Below are 23,229 nucleotides of genomic sequence, written 5' to 3' on the forward strand. Positions count from 1 at the left end.
GCGCGAGTGTCCAGGTCCCGGTGCCGGTACCCGTTGCGGCTATTGGTGCGGTCCGGGCTACGGGTGCCGTACTCGGCACCGCACACGCTATCGGCCTGCGCCGACAGCAGCGCGTTGATGAACGTGGTCAGCAGATCGCGCATCAGGTCCGGGCTGGCCTGGGCGAGCTGGTCGTGCAGGAAGACGGCAGGGTCGATACTGGTGTTCGCGGTCATCGCGATGCTCCATTCGAGAGTGCTGTGAGAGGTTCACTCGAAGGATCACGCGGTGACCGCACCTACGTGCGTAGGGACACGCTCACCGGTGTCGTCGTACACCAACCCTATGGACTCAACTCCCTGTGGACTGTCCGCCTGGCCGATGGAGTGCAATTCGGGCCGAATCGCCACACCGCGTGGCGCCCTTGTCAACGTGTTCCGTGACGATCGACTTCGGGTGGGTGGCACCAACCGTCGCCTCCATAATGCGGCTCTTCCCAGATGAGTGTGGGGTCATAGGTTGAGGCCTCCTGCGATGAGGAGCATCCGAAGCCTGTAGTTCTGGCGATTTCTGAAGCCGCGGGCGACCCTGCGGTGCAGCTCGATCAGTCCGTTCACGGCTTCGGCACCGCCGTTGTTCGCGCCGCCGGTGGTGAAGTACGCGAGGAACGCCTCACGCCACTGGGCCAGCGTCCGACCGAGCCGGGCGATCTCGGGGATCGGGCACGAGGCGAAGCTGGCGAGGATCTTCTCGGCGATCACGCGACCTTGGGCGTGGCTGGCCTGGTGGTAGGCGGAGCGGACCTGTTGGGCGCACTGGTAGGCGACCCAGACCTCGTCGTGTCGTTCGTCCGCGGCGATCGCGGCGGCGAGCCGGGCTTGTTGTCGTTCGGTCAGGTGCTCGGCGCCGGCGTGCAGGATGTTCCGGATCCGATACAGCGGGTCATTCTTGCGGCCGCGGTGGCCGTGGATCTGCTGCTGGACGCGGCGGCGGACCTCGTCGAGCGCGTGACCTGCCAACTTCACGACGTGGAAGGCGTCGAGGACGGCGACGGCGTCGGCCAGCTGGTCGTCGATCGCGTTCTTGTACCCGCGGAACGGATCCAGCGTCGCCACCTGCACCCGCTTGCGGAACGCCTCGCCGCGGTCGCACAGCCAAGTGGCGTACGCGGGCCCGGAGCGGCCCACGACCAGGTCCAGCAGCCGCGCCCGCACGACCATCTTCTCGGGGTTCTTCGGGTCCGGGTGGCGGGTCAGGTCGACCATCCCGGTCAGCTCCTTCGGGCCGCGGCGGAGCGGGGACACGTGGTGCCACACGTGCTCGTCGACGCCCAAGGTGGTGACCCCGTCGAAGCGGGACTCATCGTTGGCGGCATCCTCGAGCAGCGGGCGGATCGAGGCCCACACCGTGTCCCACGTCGTGCCCAGCTGCCGGGCCAGCCCGTGGATCGAGGCGTGCTCGCGGCGGACCTGCTCGATCGCCCACCGGCACGCCCGGGTCGTCAGCAGCGCCCGCGGCCGCGCGACCCGCTCGTCCTGCTCAACGAACGACACACGCGGGCAGGCCGGCTCCGGGCACAGCCAGCGCCGCTTGCGCCACACCACCGTGACCGGCCGCCCGGCCGACGGGGCGTCCACCAGCCGCACCTCGAGCCGTCCGTGCCCGTGCGCCACCACCCCGCACGAGGGGCAGCCCATCACTGCTGGCTCGGACTCCACCGTCACGGTCAACGCGCCGTCCTCGTCACGGGCCACCGCAGTCACACGCAGCCCGTCCAAGCCGACAAGAAGGTCACACCGGTCGCAGTAGCCGCCCACAACTGAGCAGCACGACGTAGGCTCAGGCACGTCGAGGTCCTTGAGATCAGAAGAGGTAGAAGTCCTCTGATCCTCCGGGACCTCGACCCCTTCTCAGCTCAGGCCGCAGACCCTGCGTGTCGCCCTGACCCCACACTCATCTGGGAAGAGCCTGCAACGAGGGCCCCATCGACGAGAACACCTGTCTCTCAAGACGTTTCGCCGCCTGACCGGCCGCCCAGGCCTCGGCCGGGGGAGCGTCGGCAGCATCAGCGGTGGCACGCAAGCCTGCGATCATCGGGGCGACCGTGCCCAGAGTGGTCTCCGGGACCGCGACCTCCCAGTAGTCCGGCGACGGCGGCGGCAGCTGCCAGCCGCTCCACGTCAGGTCGAGCAGGTTGCGCAGGCACTTCGACCGCAGCCCGGCCGTCGACGGCGGAAGTGACGCCGAGGACAGGGACCCGACCGCCCAGAGCACCCAGCCGCACCCGTCGGACTGTGGGCCGCGCGGCCTGTCGACCACGGGCGTGCCGTTCGGTTCGTAGCGAGCGTCGAACCCACGCTTCTTGTCGAAGGGCAGCCGCGCCATGAAGTCGACGATGAAGCTCGCTTCGCGGGTGTGTCCGGTGCGGTCCAGCGCCACCGCGACGAACGCCCCGTCGCGCGGCCAGAAGTAGTCCCAGCCCGCCGCGGGTCCCGCCACCGGCGCCAGCCCGCGCGACATCCCGCTCATCGCCTGGTTGAGGTCGAGCAGCGCGACCCGGCTCATCGGCTCCCACTCGGTGCCCTCACCCGGCACGGTGCCGCTGTCGACCCAGTCCCGCGCCGCTCTCAGCAGCTCGGGGTCGCGGGGCTCGCCGTCGGCCACCCGATAGCCCGGAGCAGTCGCCAGCTGCGGCTCGGCCCAGATGCGCTGCTCGTCCGGCCTCGAGCCACACGCGGCGAGCAGGGCGCAGCACAGCACCGCAGCCGTCGCTCGCCCTGCACCGCGCACCCGCTACCTCCGTCGGTTGCGCCGAACCTACTCCAGGGCCGGCACGAACACGCGCGGATACGACGAAACCCAGCGGACCGGCATACCGATCGATGCGTATGCCGGTGCGCCGGGTTCCGGTCAGCGGTCGCCGATCAGGGTCACATCTCCTCGTGCGTCTCCGGGTCGCCGTCGAAGAGGCGGCCGTCGGCACGACCGAGACCGCTGATGGCGTCCATCTGCTCGTCGGTCAGCGCGAACCCGAAGACGTCGAGGTTCGCACGCTGGCGCTCCGGCGTGCCCGACTTCGGCAGCGGGATCGCGCCGAGCTGGAGCTGCCAGCGCAGGATGACCTGAGCGGGCGAAACCCCATGTGCCGCAGCGGCATCGGCGACCGGGTCGGCACCGAACGGCGCCTCCCGCTTGCCGAGCGGACTCCACGACTCGGTGCGGATCCCGAGCCGCTCGTGCTCGGCGCGCAGCTCGGCCTGCGGGAAGAGGGGGTGCAGCTCGACCTGGTTGACGACGGGCGTCACGCCGGACTCGTCGATGGTGCGGGCCAGGTGCTGGGGCGTGAAGTTCGAGACGCCGATACTGCGGACGAGCCCGCGCTCGCGGCAGTCGACGAGGGCCCGCCACGCCTCGGGGAACAGCCCGACCGACGGGTTCGGCCAGTGGATGAGGCCGACGTCGAGACGGTCGAGGCCGAGCCGCTCGAGGGAGCCCTCGACGGATGCGACGGCCTTGTCGTAGGCGTGGTCGCGACCGGGGATCTTGCTCTGGACGACGAGCTCGTCACGGTCGATGCCCTCGGCGCCGGCGCGGCGGATCGCCTCGCCGACCTCGCGCTCGTTCTCGTAGTTCACGGCCGTGTCGACGAGCCGGTAGCCGGCGGTGATGGCGGAGGTGATCGCCTCGATGCCGTCGTCGCCGCGCAGGGGATAGGTGCCGAAACCGATCGCGGGGATCGTCGTGCCGTCGTGCAGCTCGTGGGTGCGGGGCAGGTCGGGGGAGGTGGTGGCCATGGCGACGACGCTACGCGCCGCGACCCGACCCCACCACAGCCGCCGTGTGTGCCTGACGCAGAGGCATGTGTCTGCGTCAGGCACACGAGGCGAGGTCTGGGTCAGCTCGTGTAGGGGACGCGCTCCCAGGTCAGCACCGGCAGCCCGGAGCGGACTGGGTTGACCGTGACGTCGAGCCAGTTCGTGTTGTTGCCCGACCCGTCGACGGTGACGCGGCGCAGGTCGCTCGACCCGGTGACGCCGTAGAGGTCGAGCCACGGCGAGCCCTCCGCGAGCGGCTGGTCCTCGTTGTAGGCGTGGCTGTCGCCGTTGAAGAGGTAGGTCTCCCCGTCGAAGGCGTTCGACTCGTCGATGAGCAGCTGCACGAGCGGGGTGAACTCGGAGACGTTCGACAGCGGCACGTCGTAGGTCGGGTCGAACATGTCGGCCTGGAGGAAGATCGCGACCGCCCGGTCCTGGCGACGGCGTGCGTCCGCGAACGCCTCGCGCACCGTCCGCAGGGCGCTCTCCATCCGCGCGTCCTGCTCGGCGAGCTGCTCCGGTGTCGGCGCGGTGAGCCCGAGCCCGGTCCACGGCTGGGTGCCGTCGTTGCTGCCGACGACGTGGACCGCCGCCATCGAGACGCGGTCCTCGCGCCACTGCACGTTCTCGGGGTAGCCCGCAGCGGTGTCGGCCTCGACCTTGCGGGTCTTCTCGCCGAGGGTGCGGCCGGGGTCGGGGAAGAACGTCGCGCGGACGAAGTCGAGCCGCTCGAGCGGGTTGTAGGCGCCGTTGTTGACCCGGTGGCAGTCGGTCCACTCGTTGTCGCCGGGCGTGAAGATGAACGGGCTGCTCAGGGTGTCGAGCACGTCGCGGATGTTCGTGATGTAGCTGTCCGAGCACACCGACGAGCCGCTCTTGATGTCACCGACGTGGACGGTGAACTCGGGGTCGGCGGCGTCGATCTCGTCGACCCAGCCGGGGAAGCGCGCGACCTGGTCGGCGCCGTAGGGCACGTCGCCGATCACGGCGAAATGGTTGCGGTGGGCCGTGTCCGGCAGGTCGGGGGTCGTGCCGGCCGCGGTCGCGGACGGGACCAACGCGGCGGCGAGGACGAGGGACAGGGCGGGCGCAGCGGCATACCGGAGCGTTCTCATCCCCTCACTCTCGCCGCCGCGGGTGAACGCCGGACTCCGCCGAGGTGAACCCTTGCGCGAGACTTGCCGCGTGGGTCGCCTGTGGAGGTTCCGTCACCGCTGGGTCGTGCCGGCTCCCGTCGCGGAGGTGTATGCCGTGTGCGCGGCGGTCGAGGACTATCCCACCTGGTGGCGGGAGGTGCGTTCGGTGGTGCGGGTCAGTGAGGACGTCGGCGATGCGCGGGTGCGCAGTCTGCTGCCGATCACCTTGCGGCTCAGGCTCGTTCGTGAGGTCGACGACCCGGCGACGGGGCGGCTGCGGGTCGGGCTGTCGGGTGACCTGACCGGGTGGGCGGAGTTCCTGCTGACGCCGGGGGGTGGCGGGACGGAGGTGGTCTTCCGGCAGGAGGTCGAGGTGACGGTGCCGGTGCTGCGACGGGTCGCGCCGGTCCTCGCCCCGCTCCTGCGCGCCAACCATTCCTGGATGATGCGCTCCTGCCGACACGGTATGCAGCGCCTGCTCGCTGACGTCTAGGGTCGCCGGTATGTCGCAGGAGCCGGAGACCAACGAGTTCGGACAGCGCGTCGGGCCGGTGGTCGAGGGCTGGACGCCCCGGCCCCCGCTCGAACCGACGACCCTCGAGGGCCGGTATGTCCGGGTCGCTCCGCTGTCCGAGGCGCACTTCTCGGACCTCTTCGCCGCGACGTGCGGACCGGACGACGGTCCGCTGTGGACCTACCGTCCCGTCGCGAAGCCGGCCAACCTCGCCGGTCTCTGGATGCACCTCGCCGCCGCGCTCGAGGACGACGCCCAGCTCCCGTTCTCGCTCATCCCGACCGAGGGGGAGCGAGCCGGTACGGCGAGCGGCATCGCGGCATACATGCGCGTCGAGCCGCGGACGGGGCAGGCAGAGGTCGCTGGGGTCCTGCACGGGACCGGGCTGCGGCGCACACGCGCGGCGACCGAGGCGATCCACCTCCTCATGCGGCACGCGTTCGACCTCGGCTACCGGCGCTTCGAGTGGAAGTGCGACAGCCTCAACGAACCGTCGCAGCAGGCCGCTCGGCGACTCGGGTTCACCTACGAGGGGCGCTTCCGCAACCACATGGTCACCCAGGGGCGTAGCCGCGACACCGACTGGTTCTCGGTGACGAGCGAGGAGTGGCCGGCGGTGCGGGCCGCCCACGAGGCGTGGCTCGACCCGGCCAACTTCGACGAGTCCGGGCAGCAGCGCGCGAGTCTGCGGGTCTGACGCCGCCCGGCGCAACCGGAACGGGCAATCAGTTGTGCCGGGCGCGACCGCAACGGGCAATCAGTCGTGTCTGTGGGGGTCAGGCGTCGGGGTTGTCGCTGAGCGGCTTCTCCTTGGTCGCCAGCTCCTCCTTGGCCTTGGCGGCCGCGTGGGCGTGCTCCTCCTCGGTGCGTGCCGCGGACACCTCGTTCGGGACCGACGACGCCGGCGCCGCCGACGCGTCGTGACCGGCCGGCATACGCCACCGCGCGGTGGACACGCCCGCCTCGCGGGCGCGCTCGATGGCCTCGGTCACGGTGCGCTCGGCGTCCTCGCGGCCGGCCCAGTGGGCGCCCTCGACGGACTTGCCGGGCTCGAGGTCCTTGTAGGTCTCGAAGAAGTGCTGGATCTCCAGGCGGTCGAACTCGCTGATGTCCTCGAGCTCGGTGATGTGCGCCTTGCGCGGGTCGCCGGCCGGGATGCAGAGGATCTTGTCGTCGCCGCCGGCCTCGTCGCGCATGTGGAACATGCCGATGGGGCGGGCGCGCACGAGACAGCCGGGCCACGTCGGCTCGTCGAGCAGGACGAGCGCGTCGAGCGGGTCGCCGTCCTCGCCGAGGCTGTCCTCGACGTAGCCGTAGTCGCTCGGGTACGCCATCGACGTGAAGAGCATCCGGTCGAGGCGGATGCGGCCCGTCTCGTGGTCCACCTCGTACTTGTTGCGGTGTCCCTTGGGGATCTCGATGGTGACGTCGAACTCCACGGTGGTGGCCTTCTTTCGGGTGGGAGGGGATGACCTACGCTCGAGGACCAGTCTCCCGTATGACCGGGCGGCGCACGAATCCATCAGCACGAACGACAGGGGAGCCACGCGCATGCGACGCGGAGTTGTGGCCGGACTCACAGCCGCAGTCGTCGTCGGCGTCACCGGGTACGCCGCGGCGGACGTCGCCGGGCTCGCGCCGGGCATCCTCACCTACGACGGTGCTCCCGTCGCCGCGCCGACCCCGTCGGACTCGCCCTCCGCGACCCCGTCGTGGGCGCCGCTGCCCGCCGCGGTCGCGCCCAGCCCCACGCCGACCCCGAGCGCACCCGTGCCCACGACCGCCGGACTGACCACGGTTCTCGCTCCGCTCGTCAAGGACCCGTGGTTCGGTCCCAGTGTCGGCGTCACCGTGCGCGACGGGCTGACCGGCGAGGAGCTGTATGCCGTGTCCGCGGACACCCCGCGCGCGCCGGCGTCCTCGACCAAGGTCCTCAGCGCCTTCGCGGTCATCCGGTCCCTCGACCTGGAGTCGCGCATGACGACCAAGGTCGTCGAGGGGGCGAAGCCCGGCGAGATCGTCCTCGTCGCCGGTGGCGACACGATGCTCGGCGAAGGCGCCTCCGACCCCTCGTCCGTCGCCGGCCACGCCGGCCTCGGGACCCTCGCCGACGAGGTCGCCGCCTCGCTGCGCGAGCAGGGCGTCACCTCGGTGACCCTGCGGACCGACGCGACGTATGCCGCCGGGCCGCGCTTCCCGGCGAAATGGAAGCAGATCGACGCGGACGAGGGCTTCACCCAGGGCGTCGCCATGCTCGGGCGAGCCATCCAGCGCCCGAAGTACGGCACGCCATCGGTCGCCGTCGCCGAGGACTCCGTGTCAGGGGCGCTCGCGAAGCTGCTCACCGCCAAGGGCATCGCCACGAAGGCCGTCCCGCTCGGTCCGACCGACCACGGCACCCCCGCACCCGAGGGCGCTCGCGAGCTCGGGGCCGTCGAGTCCGCGACCTACCGCGAGGTCCTCGACGTCGCCCTCAACGTCAGCGACGACGCCCTCACCGAGAACCTCGTCCGCCAGGCCATGGCCGCCAAGGGCCAGTCCCCCGCGAAGCTCACCGCCGTCCCCGCCTTCGTCAAGGCCACCCTCACCGAGGCCGGTGTCGACACAGCCGGCATGGCTACCCTCGACGCGAGCGGCCTCGCCTACGGCCAGGTCGTCAGCGCGACGACGCTCGGTGACGTCCTCGCGCTCGCCAGCAGCGGCAAGGAGCCCGACCTGCGCGACGCCATCGCCGGGCTGCCCGTCGCCGGGCTCACCGGGACGCTCGCCAAGCGCTACCAGAGCAAGACCACGAAGGCCGCGGCCGGCATACCGCGCGCAAAAACGGGCACTCTCACCGGCATCTCGAGCCTCGCCGGCTCCACGGTGACGAAGGACGGGCGGCTGCTGACGTTCGTCGTCCTCGCCGACCGTGTGCCAGAGTCGTCGGGAACGCTCGGTGCCCGGGCGGCGTTGGATCGGTTCGTCACCGCACTGACGCAGTGCGGCTGCCGCTAAACCCGATGAACGCCCAAAGTCAGGAGAACGCGTGAGCACGGGCTACGTCGACTGGAACTTCGCCAAGACCACCGGCAGCACCCTCGTCCCGCCCGGTCCGAGCGTGTCCGCGGACGAGGCGGCCGCCGAGGTCGCCGCGATCCGCGCGGCCGCACGCCGGGCCCACGGGCCGGTGGCCGAGACGTCCCGGATGCAGACCCCGGACGATGCGCCCGAGGCGCTCGTCGTCGACCGGCCGACGTGGATCGCGACGAACGCCGACTCCATGGGTGCGATGCTCGGGCCGGCCTTCGACGAGATCGTCGCCAAGCGGGGCGGCACACCGAACGGCCTCGGAGCCCAGATCGGCGGCAAGGTCACCGGCGCCGAGGCCGGTGCACTGCTGGCGTTCATGTCGACGAAGGTGCTCGGGCAGTACGACCTCGCTCCCGACGGCACGCCGGCCCTGCTCCTCGTCGCCCCGAACCTGCTCCAGGTGCAGCGCGAGCTCGACGTCGACCCCGAGGACTTCCGCGCGTGGGTGTGCATGCACGAGGAGACCCACCGCGTGCAGTTCACCGCCGTCCCGTGGCTGCGCGAGCACATGATCCGCGAGGCCCGCGCGCTCGCGACCGACATGGCGCCCGACCCCGAGCGGGTCCAGGAGCTCACGTCGCGCCTGCGCGAGAAGCTGCCCGAGCTGCTGCGCGACGGCTCCGGCGGCATCACCGACCTCGTCACGACGCCGGAGCAGCGCGAGAAGCTCGCCGAGCTCACCGCGGTCATGTCCCTGCTCGAGGGGCACGCGGACGTCGTCATGGACGACGTGGGTCCCGCTCACATCTCGACCGTCGCCGAGATCCGCAAGAAGTTCACCGAGCGCCGCAAGGGCGTCGGGGCGTTCGACAAGATCCTGCGCCGGCTCCTCGGCCTCGAGGCCAAGATGCGCCAGTACCGCGACGGCGCCGTCTTCGTCCGCGGCGTGCAGGACAAGGTCGGCGTCGACGGCTTCAACGCCGTCTGGACCTCTCCCGAGACGCTGCCGAGGCCGCTCGAGATCACCGACCCGGACGCGTGGGTCAAGCGCGTGCACGGCTGAGTTCCCCTCTGGCGCAACGGTGTCCGGACCGCATCCGTCCACGGCCAAGATCCGGTATGCCGTCCGCGCGGCGTTGTCGGACGTCGCACCGGGCGCGGTGGTCCTGGTCGCGTGCAGTGGGGGAGGGGACTCGATGGCTTTGGCAGAGGCGGTCGCCCACGAGCAGCGGCACGCTGGGTGGCGCGGCGGGGCGGTCGTCGTCGACCACGGGCTCCAGCCCGGGTCCGACGAGGTGGCCGAGCGGGCTGCGGGGTGGGTGCGCGACCTGGGACTCGACCCGGTCGTCGTGGAGCGAGTCGTGGTGTCGCAGAACGGATTTGGGCTCGAGGCGGCTGCTCGTGATGCGCGGTATGCAGCCCTGGAGTCGGTCGCTGACCGGGTCGGGGCCGAGGTCGTGCTGCTCGGGCACACGCTCGACGACCAGGCCGAGCAGGTGCTGCTCGGCCTCGTTCGCGGGTCCGGTGCTCGCTCCCTCGCCGGCATGCCGTCGGTGCGCGGGTTGGTACGGCGCCCGTTGCTCGGGGTGACCCGGGTCGAGTGCCGTGAGTCGCTCACGGCCGAGGGAGTCTCGTGGTGGGACGACCCGATGAACGCGGACGAGTCCTTCACCCGGGTTCGGGCGCGGCACGCGGTGGCCGACCTCGAACGTGACCTCGGGCCGGGAGTCGCCCAGGCACTGGGGCGTTCGGCCGACCAGCTGCGCGAGGACGCCGATGCGCTCGACGCCCTGGCCGACCGGGCGGTGCGCTCCCTGGGGCCGGGTCCGTGGCCGGTCGCGGACCTGCTCGCGTTCGACCGGGCGGTGCGCACCCGGGTGTGGCGGCGGCTGCTCACCACGGCGGGCGCGCCGGTGGGTCAGGTGAGCGCACGGCATACGGACGCCTGCGACGCCCTCCTCACCCAGTGGCACGGACAGGGCGCCGTCCACGCGCCCGGCAACCTCCGCGTCCGCCGCACCCCAGGCGCCGAGATCTCCCTCGACTGATTGCGCACAGTTCGCATCGGTGTCTGACTTCTTGCGCAGAGTTCGCACGCAGGCGTGCGAACTCTGCGCAAGAAGTCGGGGGAGGGGTGGGGCTGGTGGGACAGCGGTCAGGAGCTGGAGGAGTCGGCGGGGTCCGCCGGGAGGGCGGCGCAGGCCTCGAGGAAGGCGTTCGTCGACGGGGCCTCGGCCGCCTCGACCTCGGCGCGCAGGACGCTGCGCTGGGTGGGGCGCGCCTCGGCATACCGAGCCCGGCCGGAGTCGGTGACGCGGGCGAAGACGGCGCGGCGGTCCTTCGGGCACATCTCGCGGTGGACGAGCCCGGCCTCCTCGAGCCGCCCGACGAGCCGCGACAGGGCGGACTGGGTGAGGTGCACGCGGGTGCCGAGGTCGGCCATCTTGAGCTCGGCCGGCTCGGCGACGCAGAGCGCCTCGAGGACGTTGAACTCGCTGGAGGTGAGCTCGTGCTCGCTCATGAGCGTGCGGTCGAGGGTGCAGCTGAGGCGCTGGTAGCGCTGCATGAGGTCGCGCCAGCCGGCCGCGAGCGCGTCGTCGTCGAGCGGCGTGGCGGGGGTGGTCGTGCTGCCCTTCACGCGTCGCACCCTATCAGATGCGGGTGAATCAGTTGTTTCCTCATTATTTGCTTGCGCATTGAATGCAGATGCATGAGAGTAGGCGGCATGGCATCCACCAGTGCTCCACCCGACCTCGACTCCGACAGCCGCGACCTCCGCGACCGTCCCGATCTGCACGACCGCCCCGGCCAGGCCGATGCGTCCGACCACCTCGTCGTCGACGAGGGCACGCCGTGGACCTCCCGGGTCTGGCTGCTCGTCTTCGTCCTCGGCGCCGTCCTCTTCCTCGACGGTCTCGACCTGTCGATGATCGGGGTCGCCCTCCCCGAGACCCGCGCAGCGCTCGACCTCGACCCGTCGGCGGCCCAGTGGCTCATCTCCGGCTACATCCTCGGCTACGGCGGCTTCCTCCTGCTCGGAGGGAGGGCGTGCGACCTCATCGGTCGCCGGCAGGTCTTCCTCGCGGCCGTCCTCGTCTTCGGCGTCGCCTCCGTCGTGAGCGCCCTCGTCGACGTCGGCTCCCTCGTCGTCCTGCTGCGCTTCGTCAAGGGCGTCGCCGCGGCGTTCACGGTCCCGGCGGGCCTGTCGATCATCACGACGACCTTCGCCGAAGGAGCCGCACGCAACCGGGCCTTCTCGATCTACACCGTGTGCGGCGCGAGCGGCTTCTCGCTCGGCCTCGTCGCCGGCGGGCTGCTCACCGAGATCTCGTGGCGTGCGGCGCTGTTCTTCCCCGGCCCGGTGGCGCTCGCGCTCTTCGCCCTCGGCTGGAAGGTCATCCCGCACTCGGTCTCGGATGCGTTCTCGCTCAGGCGTGTCGACGTCGCCGGTGCCCTGACCTCGACGCTCGCCCTGCTCCTTCTCGTCCTCACCGTCGTCCGCGCGCCGGAGGCCGGCTGGGGTGCCCCGGTGTCGCTGGCCGGCTTCGCGGGTGCGGCACTGCTCATGACGGCCTTCGTCGTCATCGAGCTGCGCCACCCGCACCCGCTCGTGCGCCTGGGCATCCTCCGCTCGCCCGAGCTCGTCCACGCGAACCTCGCGGGGCTCGTGATGTTCGGCGGGTATGCCGCGTTCCAGTTCCTCGTCTCGCTCTACCTCCAGGAGCAGCTCGGGTGGTCGGCGATCGGTATGGCGCTCGGTTTCCTCCCCGCGGGCCTCATCGTCCTCGGGTCGGCGCTGCGCATCGACCGGCTGCTCAACCGGGCCGACACCCGCGTCCTCGTCGCGGCCGGGCTCACCTCGTTCAGCCTCGCCTACGGATGGTTCCTCCTCGCCCGACCCGAGCAGTCATACGTCCGTTTCCTCCTGCCGACGATGGTGCTGCTCGGCATCGGCTTCGCGATCCTCTTCCCGGCGGTCAACGCGCAGGCGACCGCAGGCGTCGCGGACCACGAGCAGGGGCTGGCGTCAGGACTGCTCAACACCTTCATCCAGGTCGGGGGAGCACTCATGATCGCGGTCGTCACGGCGATCACCGCGACGGCCGGTGCCGGTCGCGCGGCCGACCCGACGCGCCTGCCTCCGGGCATGGTGCCCTCGATCGCCGTCGTCATCACCCTCACTGTCGCGGGTCTCCTCGGGACCCTCGTCCTCCTCGGTCGCCGGCCGCGCGTGGTCACAGGGGACGCGCCGGTCCCGGCCGAGGTGACCCGGAGCTGACCAGTCCTGCTGACCACTGATTGCGCACAGTTCGCACGCTCGCGTGCGAACTGTGCGCAATCAGTGGCAGGTCCGGGTGTCCGCCGGATGGTCGGGTCCGGTTGACTAGGACCCGACCATCCGGCACGTCGGCGCACCGCCCCGACCGCTGCCGGCCAGCAGACCAGGAGGGTGCACCGTGGACTCGTCCCACATGGGAGCCGACCTCGAGCGGGTGCTCGTGAGCGAGACCGAGATCGAGACCAGGCTCGGCGAGCTCGCCGAGGAGATCGCGAAGGAGTACGAAGGCAAGGACCTGCTCCTCGTCGGCGTCCTCAAGGGAGCGGTCATGGTCATGGCCGACCTCATGCGCGCCCTGCCGATGACGGCGCCGGTCGACTGGATGGCGGTCTCGTCCTACGGCTCCGGGACGAAGAGCTCCGGCGTCGTGCGCATCCTCAAGGACCTCGACGCCGACATCTCCGGCAAGCACGTCCTCATCGTCGAGGACATCGTCGACTCCGGCCTGACGCTCTCGTGGATCAAGGCCAACCTCGAGTCCCGCAACCCGGCGTCCGTCGAGATCTGCACGCTGCTGCGCAAGCCCGACGCGGCCAAGGTCGAGGTCGACGTCAAGTGGGTCGGCTTCGACATCCCCAACGAGTTCGTCGTCGGCTACGGCCTCGACTACGCCGAGCAGTACCGCGGACTGCGCCAGGTCGGCACGCTCGCACCGCACGTCTACAGCTGAGGCGAGCGGCCGGCATACGCCCGCCCGCTGATCCCAACTTTCCCGCCCCATGGCGGAACCTTGGGTGAGGGAGGGCTACCGAAGTGGGGCGTGACTCAACGTTCCCGCATGGGGCGGGAAAGTTGACCAGGAGAGATTTTCGAAAATCTCTTGTTTATTCGTCAATCATGAGCCATGCTGGTCGGCACACGCACCCAAAGGAGGGTCGAGATGCCGGCACAGCGCAGTGGCGGAACGAGTGCAGACCTCCGCGAGAGCGGGGAACCCAAGCCGCTCGAAGACCAGCACGTGGTCATCGTCGGAGGCACCCAGGGACTGGGCCTCGAGATCGCGAGAGCGGCGGCGGCGCGCGGACAGCGCGTGACGGTCGCGGGCCGCGACGCGGAGAAGGCCGAGAAGGCCGCCGCGGACATCGGGATCGACGCGGTCGCAGGGATCTGCGACCTCACCGACTGGAGCTCGCTCGAGCGCTTCTTCGACGGGGTGGACACCATCGACCACCTCATCCTCGCGGCACTCGACCGGGACCAGAACGACATCAAGGACTTCCGTCCGGACGACGCCGCGAAGACGTCGCTCATGAAGAACGTCGGGTATGCCGCGAGCGTGCACTATGCGTTGCCGAAGCTCGACCCCGGCGGGTCGGTCCTCATGTTCAGCGGCCTGTCGATGTGGCGGCCGATGCCCGGCTCGACGACCATCTCGATGGCCAACGCCGGCGTCGTCGGCCTCGCCAACTCGCTCGCCGTGCAGATCGCGCCGGTGCGGGTCAACGTCATCACCCCCGGCGTCGTCATGGGGACGCTCGCCGTCGACGAGGCGGACCCGGTGCGGGCCGAGCAGTACGAGCGGTTGCGCCAGCGGACTCCGGGCAAGCGCCTGCCCCAGACGGCCGACATCGTCAGCGCGGCGTTCGCGCTCACCGACAACCCGGGCATCAACGCGTCGAACCTCGTCGTCGACGCGGCGATGCACCTCAGCTGAGCCACCGGCTCGCGCAGCCCATCCAGCTCACGAAGGAGTGACCATGGAGACCAGCACCGACCTCGGACTGCTCGTCCTCCGCCTCGTCATCGGCGGCCTCATCCTCGCCCACGGCTCGCAGAAGGCGTTCGGCGCGTTCGGGGGCATGGGACCCGAGGGCACCGCGCCCCTCTTCGAGACGTGGGGCTTCCGGCCCGGACGCAGCCGGGTCCTGCTCGCGGCGGCGACGGAGATCACCGGCGCCACGCTGCTCGTCCTCGGCCTGCTCACCCCGCTCGGTGCCGCGATGATCCTCGGCACCCTGCTCGTCGCCGCGTCCGTCAACGCCGACAAGGGCCTCTGGGCCGTCAAGGGCGGCTACGAGCTACCGCTGCTCTACGCCCTCGTCGCCGGTGCCCTCGCCTTCACCGGGCCCGGGCGCATATCGCTCGACCACGCGTTCGGGCTCACCCGCTCCTGGACGCCCGTCACGGGAGTCGTCGCGGTCGTGGTCGGCGCGCTCGCGGCATATGCCTTCATCGCCTCGTCCCGGCGCGCCCGGGCACTCACCCCTCAGGAGACCGCATGACCACCATGACCGACGGCGAGCGCAAGGCCGTCGCCCTCGACTACCTGATGCGGCTCGACCGCGGCGAGGACTTCTTCGAGCTCTTCGACGACAACATCGAGTTCATGTTCCCCAAGGTGGGGGTCGTGCGCGGGATCGACGCGACGAAGGAGGCCTTCGGCAGGGTTGCCTCGCTGCTCCAGGGCATCACCCACGACGGCGCGTACTTCAACTACGTCGTGAACGGCGACACCGTCGTCGTCGAGGGCACCTCCTCCGGCACCACGGCCGACGGCGTCGAGTTCCGCGCCGGTGTCACCCACGCCGGCCGGTTCTGCGACGTCCTCGAGGTCCGCGACGGCAGGATCCACCGGCTCTTCGTCTACCTCGACCCGGACTACGCCGGGGCCGACACCGAGCGCTACCCGTGGCTGCGTGAGGGTGCCACGGTGGAGGTGGCGTCATGAGTGCCACCACCAACATCACCACCAACGCTGCCACTGAGAACGGCCCCGACCTCACGACCGACGTCCTCGTCGTTGGTGCCGGACCGGCCGGCCTCGCGATGGCGGCCCTCCTCGCCCGACACGGCGTCGACGCGATCACCGTGACGAAGTACCCCGGCACGGCGCATTCGCCGCGCGCGCACATCACCAACTCCCGCACGGTCGAGGTCTTCCGCGACCTCGGCATCGAGGACCAGGTCCGCGAGGTCGCGACGGTCAACGAGCTCATGGGACACAACGTGTGGATGACGAGCTTCGCGGGCGAGGAGCTCGCCCGGCTGCTCACTTGGGGCAGCGGCCCCGAGCGTCGAAGCGAGTACGAGCTCGCCAGCCCGTCGAGCATGTGCAACATCCCGCAGCACATCCTCGAGCCCGAGCTGCTGCGCGCCGCAACGCGACTCGGCGCGGACATCCGCTTCTCCACCGAGCTCGAGCACATCGCCCAGGATGCCGACGGCGTCACCGCCCGGGTCCGTCAGCGCGACACCGGCGTGAACCAGACGATCCGCGCCACGTATGTCGTCGGCGCCGACGGTGGCCGCTCGACGGTCGCCCAGAACCTCGGGTTCGACTTCACCGGCGAGTCCGGCCTCGGCGCAGCCGTGAACGTCTGGCTTGAGGCCGACCTCACGGCCTACACGGAGCACCGGCCCGGGACGCTCTACTTCGCGAGCCAGCCGGGCAACGACTACTGGGTCGGCTCGGGCACGTGGATCTGCGTCAAGCCCTGGACCGAGTGGGTGCTGCTCTTCATGTACGACCCGAGCCAGGGCGAGCCAGACCTGTCCGAGGCGGCGGTCATCGAGCGGGCGCGCACGACCATCGGCGACCCCGACGTCGACGTGACCATCAAGTCGGTCAGCACGTGGTCGATCAACCACGTCGTCGCGGACCGGTTCCGCGAGGGTCGCGCGTTCCTCGTCGGCGATGCCGCCCACCGGCACCCGCCGGCCAACGGCCTCGGCACGAACACCTCGATCCAGGACTCGTTCAACCTCGCGTGGAAGCTCGCCTACGTCCTCCAGGGCGCGGCCGGGCCTGAGCTGCTCGACTCGTATGACGCCGAGCGCCAGCCCGTCGGCAAGCAGGTCGTCGACCGCGCGATGCAGTCGGTCAAGGACATGCTGCCGATCAGCCAGGCCTTCGGCTTCGGGCCGGGGCAGAGCGACGAGGAGGGCGCCGCGGCCCTCGACGGGCTGCATGCACCAGGTGCCGAGGGTGAGCAGCGACGCCGTGACCTGGCGGCCGCGGTGCAGCTGCAGAACTACCAGTTCAACGCTCTCGGGGTCGAGATCGACCAGCGCTACACCTCCGGGGCGGTCCTCGACGACGGCACGCCCTGGCCGACGCCCGACCGTGACCCGGAGCTGCACCACCACCCGACGACGCATCCCGGCGCGCGCCTGCCGCACGCCTGGCTCGAGCGCGACCGCGAGGCGGTCTCGACACTCGACCTCACCGGGAACGGCGGGTTCGCCGTCCTCACCGGGCCGGGCGGCCAGCCCTGGGTCGACGCGGCGGAGAAGCTCGCCGAGACCCTCGACGTGCCGCTGAGCGCCCACGTCATCGGTCACGGCCAGCATGCCGACGTCCTCGGCCGCTGGGCCCTCTTGCGCGAGATAGAGGACAGCGGTGTGCTGCTCGTACGCCCCGACCACCACGTCGCGTGGCGTGCCGCGAGTCTCACCGACAACCCGACCGGCGACCTCGAGGCGGCCCTGCGCCACGTCCTCGACCGCCAATCCACCTGAACGACAACGCAACCCACACGACAGGGAGAGCACCATGAGACTCGCCAACCTCGACGGCCGCGCCGTCCTCATCAGCCCTGACGGCTCCGACCCCACCGCCGCAGTCGACGTCCACAAGGTGAGCGACGGCCGCTTCGGCCCCGAGCTCGAGAGCGTGTATGCCGCGTGGCCGGCCTTCGCGGCGTGGGTCGCCTCCGCGGCCCAGTCGATCGCCGACGCCGAGTCGGAGCCGGTCGACCCGGCCCGCCTCGGCGCCCCGTCACCGAGCCCGCGACAGATCGTCGCGATCGGCCTCAACTACCAGGCCCACGCCGACGAGTCCGGGTTCGACGCCCCGAGCGGGCTGCCACCCGTCTTCCCGAAGTTCGTCTCGAGCCTCACCGGCCCGGTGACGACGGTGACGCTGCCCGAGGGCGGCAACACCGACTGGGAGGTCGAGCTCGTCGCCGTCATCGGTCGCGAGACGAGCAACGTCACCGAGGACGAGGCCTGGGACCACGTTGCCGGCCTCACCCTCGGACAGGACCTCTCCGAACGGGTCATCCAGCTCGCCGGCCCGGCGCCGCAGTTCGGCCTCGGCAAGTCCTACCCCGGTTTCGCCCCGACCGGGCCGTGGCTCGTCACGACCGACGAGCTCGCCGACCGCGACAACGTCTCCCTCACGGCCACGCTCGACGGCGAGGTCGTCCAGGAGGGTTCCACGAGCAACCTCATCGTCCCCGTCGCGCGCCTCGTCGCCGAGCTGTCCAAGGTCATCACCCTCTACCCCGGCGACCTGCTCTTCACCGGCACCCCGGAGGGCGTCGGCCTCGGCCGCAAGCCCCAGAGGTTCATCCAGCCCGGCCAGGTCCTCGTGAGCCGGGCCGAAGGCATCGGCGAGCTCCGCCAGGAGTTCGTCGCGCAGGGCGCGACCAGCACCGCGACCAACGCCGCGACCAGCGCCGCGACCAGCGCGGACGGCTCGGAAGGAGGCCAGTCATGAGCCTGCACGGACTGAGCCACGTCGTCATGGGCGTCCCCAACGTCGCCGAGACGCAGGCCTACTACACCGACTTCGGCCTGACCCAGGGCGCCGACGGCGGCTTCTCGACCCTTGACGGCGGCGAGCAGCTGCGCGTCGTCTCGGCCCCGCGCCGCCGGCTCGTCGAGCTCGGCGTCATGGCGGACGACGCCGACGACCTGGCTCGGATCGCCCTCTCCCTCAAGGCCATCGGCGTCACCCCGAACCTCGACGCCGACGGCGCCACGCTCACCGCCACCGAGCCCGTCGGCGGCTTCGACGTGCGCGTCACCGTCCGTCCGCGCATCACCCAGGACCCCGAACCGGCAACCCCCTACAACGGCCCGGGACGGATCGACCGGCACGGGCGTGCCCCCGGCATACTGCGCGACACCCCGGTGCGACCGCGTCGGCTGGGTCACGCAGTTGCCGGCACGACGGACCTCACGGCGACGATGCGGTTCTTCGTCGAGGGGCTCGGGTTCAAGGTCTCGGACCACATCGGTGACAAGGGCGCGTTCCTGCGCTGCTCCACCGACCACCACAACTTCCTCGCGCTGCAGTCACCGGTGAACTACCTGCACCACACCAGCTGGCAGGTCAACGACATCGACGACGTCGGGCGGGGCGCGTTCTCGATGCTCGAGGGCAACCCGGAGCGGCACGTCTGGGGCCTCGGCCGTCACCACGCCGGCTCGAACTTCTTCTGGTACCTCAAGGACCCGGCCGGCAACTTCTCGGAGTACTTCTCGGACATGGACACCATCCCCGAGGACGAGATCTGGGAGCCGGAGGTGCTCGAGGGTGCCCAGGGCCTGTTCAACTGGGGCCCGCCGCCCCCGCCGTCCTTCCTCTCGCCCGAGGACCTCGCCGGACTCATGACCGGGGCGCACAGCTCGGCGTGAGAGGTCCTAGGCTCACGACTGTGTCGACGGAGCGCGAGGAGTCTGCGGGCGAGGACCGTATGCCGTCCGCTCCCGCCGGGAGCGGCGGTGCCGGCATGCCGTCCGCTCCCGAAGGCGGCGTGACTCCCGTCTTCTTCGTGGCCGGCGGTACGGGCATCTCGGCCGAGACGCTGGGCAACCTCATGCTCCAGCAGTTCCCGTCGCTGACGTTCTCGCGGCGCAAGATCCCGTTCATCAAGACGGTCGAGCACATGCGTCGGGTCGTCGCTGAGATCGACGCAGCGCACACCGACGAGGTGACGCCGCTCGTCTTCTCCACCGTGTCCGACGAGGAGCTGCGCAAGGAGCTGTTGCGCACGACGTGTGCCGTCATCGACCTCTTCGGCCCGCCGCTCGACGACGTCGAGCGGGTGCTGCACGTCAACGCCACCCATGGCGGCACGGACTCGCTGCACGGAGTCGGGGACACCAGCCGCTATGACGCCCGGATGAAGGCGATCGAGTACGCGATGGAGCACGACGACGGGGCGAGCCTGCGCAACCTCGAGGGGGCCGACCTCATCCTCGTCGCGCCGTCGCGCTGCGGGAAGACGCCGACGTCGATGTACCTCGCGCTCCAGCACGGCCTCAAGGTGGCGAACTACCCGCTCGTCGAGGAGGACTTCGAGACGGCGGAGCTGCCGCGTCCGATCCGCGAGCTGTCCGACCGCTGCTTCGGGCTCCTGTCGACCGCCGCCCGGCTGAGCCAGGTGCGCGGCGAGCGCCGGCCCGGGTCGCGCTACGCGAGCCTCGCGCAGTGCAGCTACGAGCTGCGGCGGGCCGAGGCGCTGTATCGCGCGCACCGGATCCCGTCGATCAACTCCGCGAAGATGTCGGTGGAGGAGATGGCCGCCGTCATCATGCAGAGCGCCCACCTGTCCCGTCTGTCGAGCTGAACAAAGGAAAAGCCTTGAGCACCAACGGATCTGAGAACGTCGCCTGGTTCAAGGACCTCGGCATGGGTGATGTCGAGCGTGTCGGCGGCAAGAACGCCTCGCTCGGCGAGATGGTGAGCAACCTCGCGCAGAGTGGGGTGCGGGTGCCGGACGGGTTCGCGACGACGGCCGAGGCCTACCGCCGCTTCCTCGCGCACGAGGGCCTCGCAGACCGGATCAACGGCATCCTCGGCGCCCTCGACGTCGATGACACCCGGGCGCTGGCGCAGGCCGGGTCCGAGATCCGTCGGGCCGTCGAGGAGCAGCCGTTCCCCGCCGACCTCGAAGCCGACATCCGCGCGGCATACGAGACGCTCGTCGGTGAGCAGGGCGACGAGGCGAGCTTCGCGGTCCGCTCCAGCGCGACCGCCGAGGACCTGCCGGACGCGTCCTTCGCTGGCCAGCAGGAGACCTTCCTCAACGTGCGCGGCATCGACGCGGTGCTGCACGCGATCCGGCTCGTGTTCGCCTCGCTCTACAACGACCGCGCCATCTCCTACCGCGTGCACAGCAACTTCGACCATGAGGCCGTCGCGCTGTCGGCGGGGGTGCAGCGGATGGTGCGCTCCGACATCGGCGCCTCAGGCGTGATGTTCACGATCGACACCGAGTCCGGCTTCCCCGACGCCGTCTTCGTCACGAGCAGCTACGGGCTCGGCGAGGCGGTCGTCCAGGGCGCGGTCAACCCCGACGAGTTCTATGTCCACAAGCCCGCTCTGCGCGCCGGCCGCCCGGCGATCCTCAAGCGCGGCGTCGGCGGCAAGGCCACGAAGATGGTCTACACCGACGACGCCGAGGTCGGCCGCACGACGGAGTTCGTCGACGTCGACGAGGCCGAGCGCGGCAAGCTCAGCCTCACCGACGCGGAGGTCACCGAGCTCGCGCAGCACGCGCTGAAGATCGAGGAGCACTACGGCCGCCCGATGGACATCGAGTGGGGCAAGGACGGCGTCGACGGGCGGCTCTATGTCCTCCAGGCGCGCCCCGAGACCGTGAAGTCGCGCGAGACCGGCTCGACGCTGCAGCGGTTCCGCATGGACGGCAAGCGCGACGAGTCCGCCGTCGTCGTCGAGGGCCGCGCCATCGGCCAGAAGATCGGCGCCGGTCGCGTCCGGATCCTGCGCTCCGCCGAGGAGATGCACGACTTCGAGGCCGGTGACGTCCTCGTCGCCGACATGACCGACCCCGACTGGGAGCCGATCATGAAGCGCGCCAGTGCCATCGTCACCAACCGCGGCGGCCGCACCGCGCACGCCGCGATCATCTCCCGCGAGCTCGGCATCCCCGCCGTCGTCGGCACCGGCTCGGCGACCCGCGACCTCACCGAGGGGCAGGAGGTGACCGTCTCGTGCGCCGAGGGCGACACCGGCTACGTCTACGACGGCATACGAGACTTCACGATCACCGAGACGAACCTCGACGACATGCCGGACATCCCGGTGAAGATCATGATGAACGTCGGCACGCCCGACCAGGCGTTCGAGTTCTCGCGCCTCCCCAACGCCGGGATCGGGCTGGCGCGGCTCGAGTTCATCATCAACCGGCAGATCGGGATCCACCCGCGGGCGCTGCTCGAGCTCGACGACCAGGAGCCCGAGCTGCGCGCCGAGATCGAGTCGCTCATCGAGGCGTATGCCGGCCCGCGCGAGTTCTTCGTGCAGCGCGTCGCCGAGGGTGTCTCGATGCTCGCGGCGGCGTTCGCGCCGGAGCCGGTCATCGTGCGGATGTCGGACTTCAAGAGCAACGAGTACGCCGGAATGCTCGGCGGGGCGCACTACGAGCCGGACGAGGAGAACCCGATGATCGGCTACCGCGGTGCGTCGCGGTACCTGTCGCCGGAGTTCGCCGAGTGCTTCGCGATGGAGTGCGAGGCGCTGAAGTACGTGCGCGACGAGATGGGCCTGACGAACGTCAAGATCATGATCCCGTTCGTGCGGACGCTGTCGGAGGCGCAGGGAGTCATCGACCTGCTCGCGTCACACGGGCTGGTGCGCGGGGAGAACGACCTGCAGGTCGTCATGATGTGCGAGGTGCCGTCGAACGCCGTCAATGCCGGCGACTTCCTCGAGCACTTCGACGGGTTCTCCATCGGGTCCAACGACCTCACCCAGCTCACGCTCGGGCTCGACCGCGACTCGTCGCTCGTGGCGGACAAGTTCGACGAGCGCGACCCCGCGGTCAAGCGGATGCTGTCGATGGCGATCGAGGCGTGCCTGTCCCGCGGAAAGTACGTCGGGATCTGCGGCCAAGGACCGTCGGACCACCCCGACCTCGCGGAGTGGCTCATGGACCAGGGCATCGAGACGATGTCGCTCAACCCCGACACCGTCGTTGAGACCTGGCTGTCGCTGGCCAAGCACGCCGATGCGAGCGCGGGGGCTTCGTGACGACCCAGACCCGCCGTGCCCGGGCGAACACCGACGACGTCCACGCGCGACTGCGTGCCGAGGTGCTCGCCGGGACCTACGAGCCGGGGGAGCGGCTGAAGTTCGCGCCGCTGTGCGAGCGGTTCGGCGCGAGCGCGAGCGTCATGCGCGAAGCCCTGTCCCGGCTTGCCGAGCAGGGTCTCGTCACTTCTGAGCCCAACGTCGGGTTCTCGGTGATGACGGTCTCGCTCGACGACCTGCGCGACCTCACGGCGACCCGGATCGACCTCGAGACCCTGGCCCTGCGCGAGGCCATCGCGTGTGGCGGCGTCGAGTGGGAGTCCGCCCTCGTCGCGGCGCTGCACCGGCTGGATCGCACGCCGATGCTCACCACCGATCTGCCCGTGCGGATCTCGGACGAGTGGGAGGAGGCGCACACCGCCTTCCACGAGGCCCTGCTCGCGGGGTGCGAGCGGCCGCGGCTCCTCGGCATCACGTGCGCCCTGCGCGACGCGGCCTCGCTCTACCGCCGCTGGTCGCAGCGGGGTGAGCCGGACCGTGACGTCGCCGCCGAGCACCGCGCCATCGCCGAGGCCACGCTGGCCCGCGACGCCGACGCGGCCACCGAGGCCCTGCGCGCCCACTTTCAGCACACCACCGACATCCTCGCCGCCAGCCTCCCATCGCACTAGGCGGCTCGCGAGCCACCGTGTGCCTCGCGAGCCGGAACG

At 70.7% G+C, this 23,229-nt stretch carries 23 protein-coding genes; 16 read left to right on the forward strand and 7 right to left on the reverse strand.

The features are described 5' to 3' along the window. From BCF74_RS07420 to BCF74_RS07440, 5 genes are all read right to left on the reverse strand, one after another. A partial coding sequence (locus BCF74_RS07420; protein ID WP_177426639.1) for a transposase occupies positions 1-215 on the reverse strand: 215 nt, incomplete at its 3' end. A gap of 276 nt (positions 216-491) precedes the next feature. Beyond that, the gene (locus BCF74_RS07425; RefSeq protein WP_425432808.1) at positions 492-1,826 is read right to left on the reverse strand and encodes an ISL3 family transposase; all 1,335 of its coding nucleotides are present in this window, start codon (positions 1,824-1,826) and stop codon (positions 492-494) included. Positions 1,827-1,932: 106 nt separating this feature from the next. Next, positions 1,933-2,769: a glycoside hydrolase family 15 protein gene (locus tag BCF74_RS07430; protein WP_146132896.1), complete on the reverse strand. Its 837-nt coding sequence runs from the start codon at positions 2,767-2,769 to the stop codon at positions 1,933-1,935. A 140-nt stretch (positions 2,770-2,909) separates the two neighbouring features. Continuing rightward, on the reverse strand, positions 2,910-3,773 hold the full coding sequence (locus BCF74_RS07435; protein WP_106297326.1) for an aldo/keto reductase: 864 nt from the start codon (positions 3,771-3,773) through the stop codon (positions 2,910-2,912). Between the two features lie 101 nt (positions 3,774-3,874). Beyond that, positions 3,875-4,909, reverse strand: coding sequence for a hypothetical protein (locus BCF74_RS07440; protein ID WP_106297327.1), 1,035 nt, complete (start codon positions 4,907-4,909; stop codon positions 3,875-3,877). A 70-nt stretch (positions 4,910-4,979) separates the two neighbouring features. Here BCF74_RS07440 and BCF74_RS07445 point away from each other — a divergent pair, with 70 nt between their 5' ends. Beyond that, positions 4,980-5,423: an SRPBCC family protein gene (locus BCF74_RS07445; protein WP_106297328.1), complete on the forward strand. Its 444-nt coding sequence runs from the start codon at positions 4,980-4,982 to the stop codon at positions 5,421-5,423. 10 nt (positions 5,424-5,433) lie between these two features. After that, the gene (locus tag BCF74_RS07450) at positions 5,434-6,141 is read left to right on the forward strand and encodes a GNAT family N-acetyltransferase (RefSeq protein WP_106297329.1); all 708 of its coding nucleotides are present in this window, start codon (positions 5,434-5,436) and stop codon (positions 6,139-6,141) included. Positions 6,142-6,220: 79 nt separating this feature from the next. Here BCF74_RS07450 and BCF74_RS07455 read toward each other — a convergent pair whose 3' ends face one another. Continuing rightward, entirely contained in the window at positions 6,221-6,883 is a 663-nt protein-coding gene (locus BCF74_RS07455) for an inorganic diphosphatase (RefSeq protein WP_106297330.1), read from the reverse strand. Between the two features lie 112 nt (positions 6,884-6,995). On the opposite strand from BCF74_RS07455, the gene BCF74_RS07460 reads away from it, so the two are divergent. The 3 genes from BCF74_RS07460 to tilS are packed head-to-tail and all read left to right on the forward strand — an operon-like array spanning position 6,996 to position 10,504. After that, a complete protein-coding gene (locus BCF74_RS07460; protein WP_170070164.1) occupies positions 6,996-8,441 on the forward strand; it encodes a D-alanyl-D-alanine carboxypeptidase/D-alanyl-D-alanine-endopeptidase in 1,446 nt (481 codons plus the stop codon). 31 nt (positions 8,442-8,472) lie between these two features. Beyond that, positions 8,473-9,519 carry a zinc-dependent metalloprotease gene (locus tag BCF74_RS07465; RefSeq protein ID WP_106297332.1) on the forward strand — a complete coding sequence of 349 codons (1,047 nt, stop codon included), beginning with the start codon at positions 8,473-8,475 and terminating at the stop codon, positions 9,517-9,519. Between the two features lie 19 nt (positions 9,520-9,538). Beyond that, positions 9,539-10,504: a tRNA lysidine(34) synthetase TilS gene (tilS, locus tag BCF74_RS07470; RefSeq protein WP_106297333.1), complete on the forward strand. Its 966-nt coding sequence runs from the start codon at positions 9,539-9,541 to the stop codon at positions 10,502-10,504. A gap of 107 nt (positions 10,505-10,611) precedes the next feature. Here tilS and BCF74_RS07475 read toward each other — a convergent pair whose 3' ends face one another. Further along, positions 10,612-11,094, reverse strand: a complete 483-nt coding sequence (locus BCF74_RS07475) for a MarR family winged helix-turn-helix transcriptional regulator (protein WP_218279218.1) — start codon at positions 11,092-11,094, stop codon at positions 10,612-10,614. Between the two features lie 87 nt (positions 11,095-11,181). Between BCF74_RS07475 and BCF74_RS07480 the strand changes: the two genes are divergently transcribed. From BCF74_RS07480 to BCF74_RS07530, 11 genes are all read left to right on the forward strand, one after another. Next, positions 11,182-12,735: an MFS transporter gene (locus BCF74_RS07480; RefSeq protein WP_218279219.1), complete on the forward strand. Its 1,554-nt coding sequence runs from the start codon at positions 11,182-11,184 to the stop codon at positions 12,733-12,735. Positions 12,736-12,913: 178 nt separating this feature from the next. Further along, positions 12,914-13,465 carry a hypoxanthine phosphoribosyltransferase gene (gene hpt, locus BCF74_RS07485; protein WP_218279220.1) on the forward strand — a complete coding sequence of 184 codons (552 nt, stop codon included), beginning with the start codon at positions 12,914-12,916 and terminating at the stop codon, positions 13,463-13,465. A gap of 210 nt (positions 13,466-13,675) precedes the next feature. Continuing rightward, on the forward strand, positions 13,676-14,449 hold the full coding sequence (locus tag BCF74_RS07490) for an SDR family oxidoreductase (RefSeq protein ID WP_170070165.1): 774 nt from the start codon (positions 13,676-13,678) through the stop codon (positions 14,447-14,449). A 43-nt stretch (positions 14,450-14,492) separates the two neighbouring features. Further along, a complete protein-coding gene (locus tag BCF74_RS07495) occupies positions 14,493-15,017 on the forward strand; it encodes a DoxX family protein (RefSeq protein ID WP_106297337.1) in 525 nt (174 codons plus the stop codon). Further along, entirely contained in the window at positions 15,014-15,463 is a 450-nt protein-coding gene (locus tag BCF74_RS07500) for a nuclear transport factor 2 family protein (protein WP_218279221.1), read from the forward strand. Before BCF74_RS07495 ends, BCF74_RS07500 begins: the two co-directional genes overlap by 4 nt. After that, positions 15,460-17,253, forward strand: a complete 1,794-nt coding sequence (locus BCF74_RS07505) for an FAD-dependent monooxygenase (protein ID WP_106297338.1) — start codon at positions 15,460-15,462, stop codon at positions 17,251-17,253. The genes BCF74_RS07500 and BCF74_RS07505 overlap by 4 nt, the downstream gene beginning before the upstream one ends. A 34-nt stretch (positions 17,254-17,287) precedes the next feature. Then, on the forward strand, positions 17,288-18,235 hold the full coding sequence (locus BCF74_RS07510) for a fumarylacetoacetate hydrolase family protein (RefSeq protein ID WP_106297339.1): 948 nt from the start codon (positions 17,288-17,290) through the stop codon (positions 18,233-18,235). Further along, on the forward strand, positions 18,232-19,158 hold the full coding sequence (locus tag BCF74_RS07515) for a VOC family protein (RefSeq protein WP_106297340.1): 927 nt from the start codon (positions 18,232-18,234) through the stop codon (positions 19,156-19,158). Before BCF74_RS07510 ends, BCF74_RS07515 begins: the two co-directional genes overlap by 4 nt. A gap of 95 nt (positions 19,159-19,253) precedes the next feature. Next, positions 19,254-20,093 (forward strand): pyruvate, water dikinase regulatory protein, encoded by an 840-nt coding sequence (locus BCF74_RS07520; protein WP_106297427.1) that lies wholly within the window; start codon positions 19,254-19,256, stop codon positions 20,091-20,093. Positions 20,094-20,107: 14 nt separating this feature from the next. Then, positions 20,108-22,519, forward strand: coding sequence for a phosphoenolpyruvate synthase (gene ppsA / locus BCF74_RS07525; RefSeq protein WP_281257178.1), 2,412 nt, complete (start codon positions 20,108-20,110; stop codon positions 22,517-22,519). Next, positions 22,516-23,190: a GntR family transcriptional regulator gene (locus BCF74_RS07530; protein WP_106297341.1), complete on the forward strand. Its 675-nt coding sequence runs from the start codon at positions 22,516-22,518 to the stop codon at positions 23,188-23,190. The genes ppsA and BCF74_RS07530 overlap by 4 nt, the downstream gene beginning before the upstream one ends. The last annotated feature ends 39 nt before the right edge of the window (positions 23,191-23,229 follow it).

Source organism: Knoellia remsis (assembly GCF_003002895.1).
Lineage (GTDB): Bacteria > Actinomycetota > Actinomycetes > Actinomycetales > Dermatophilaceae > Knoellia > Knoellia remsis.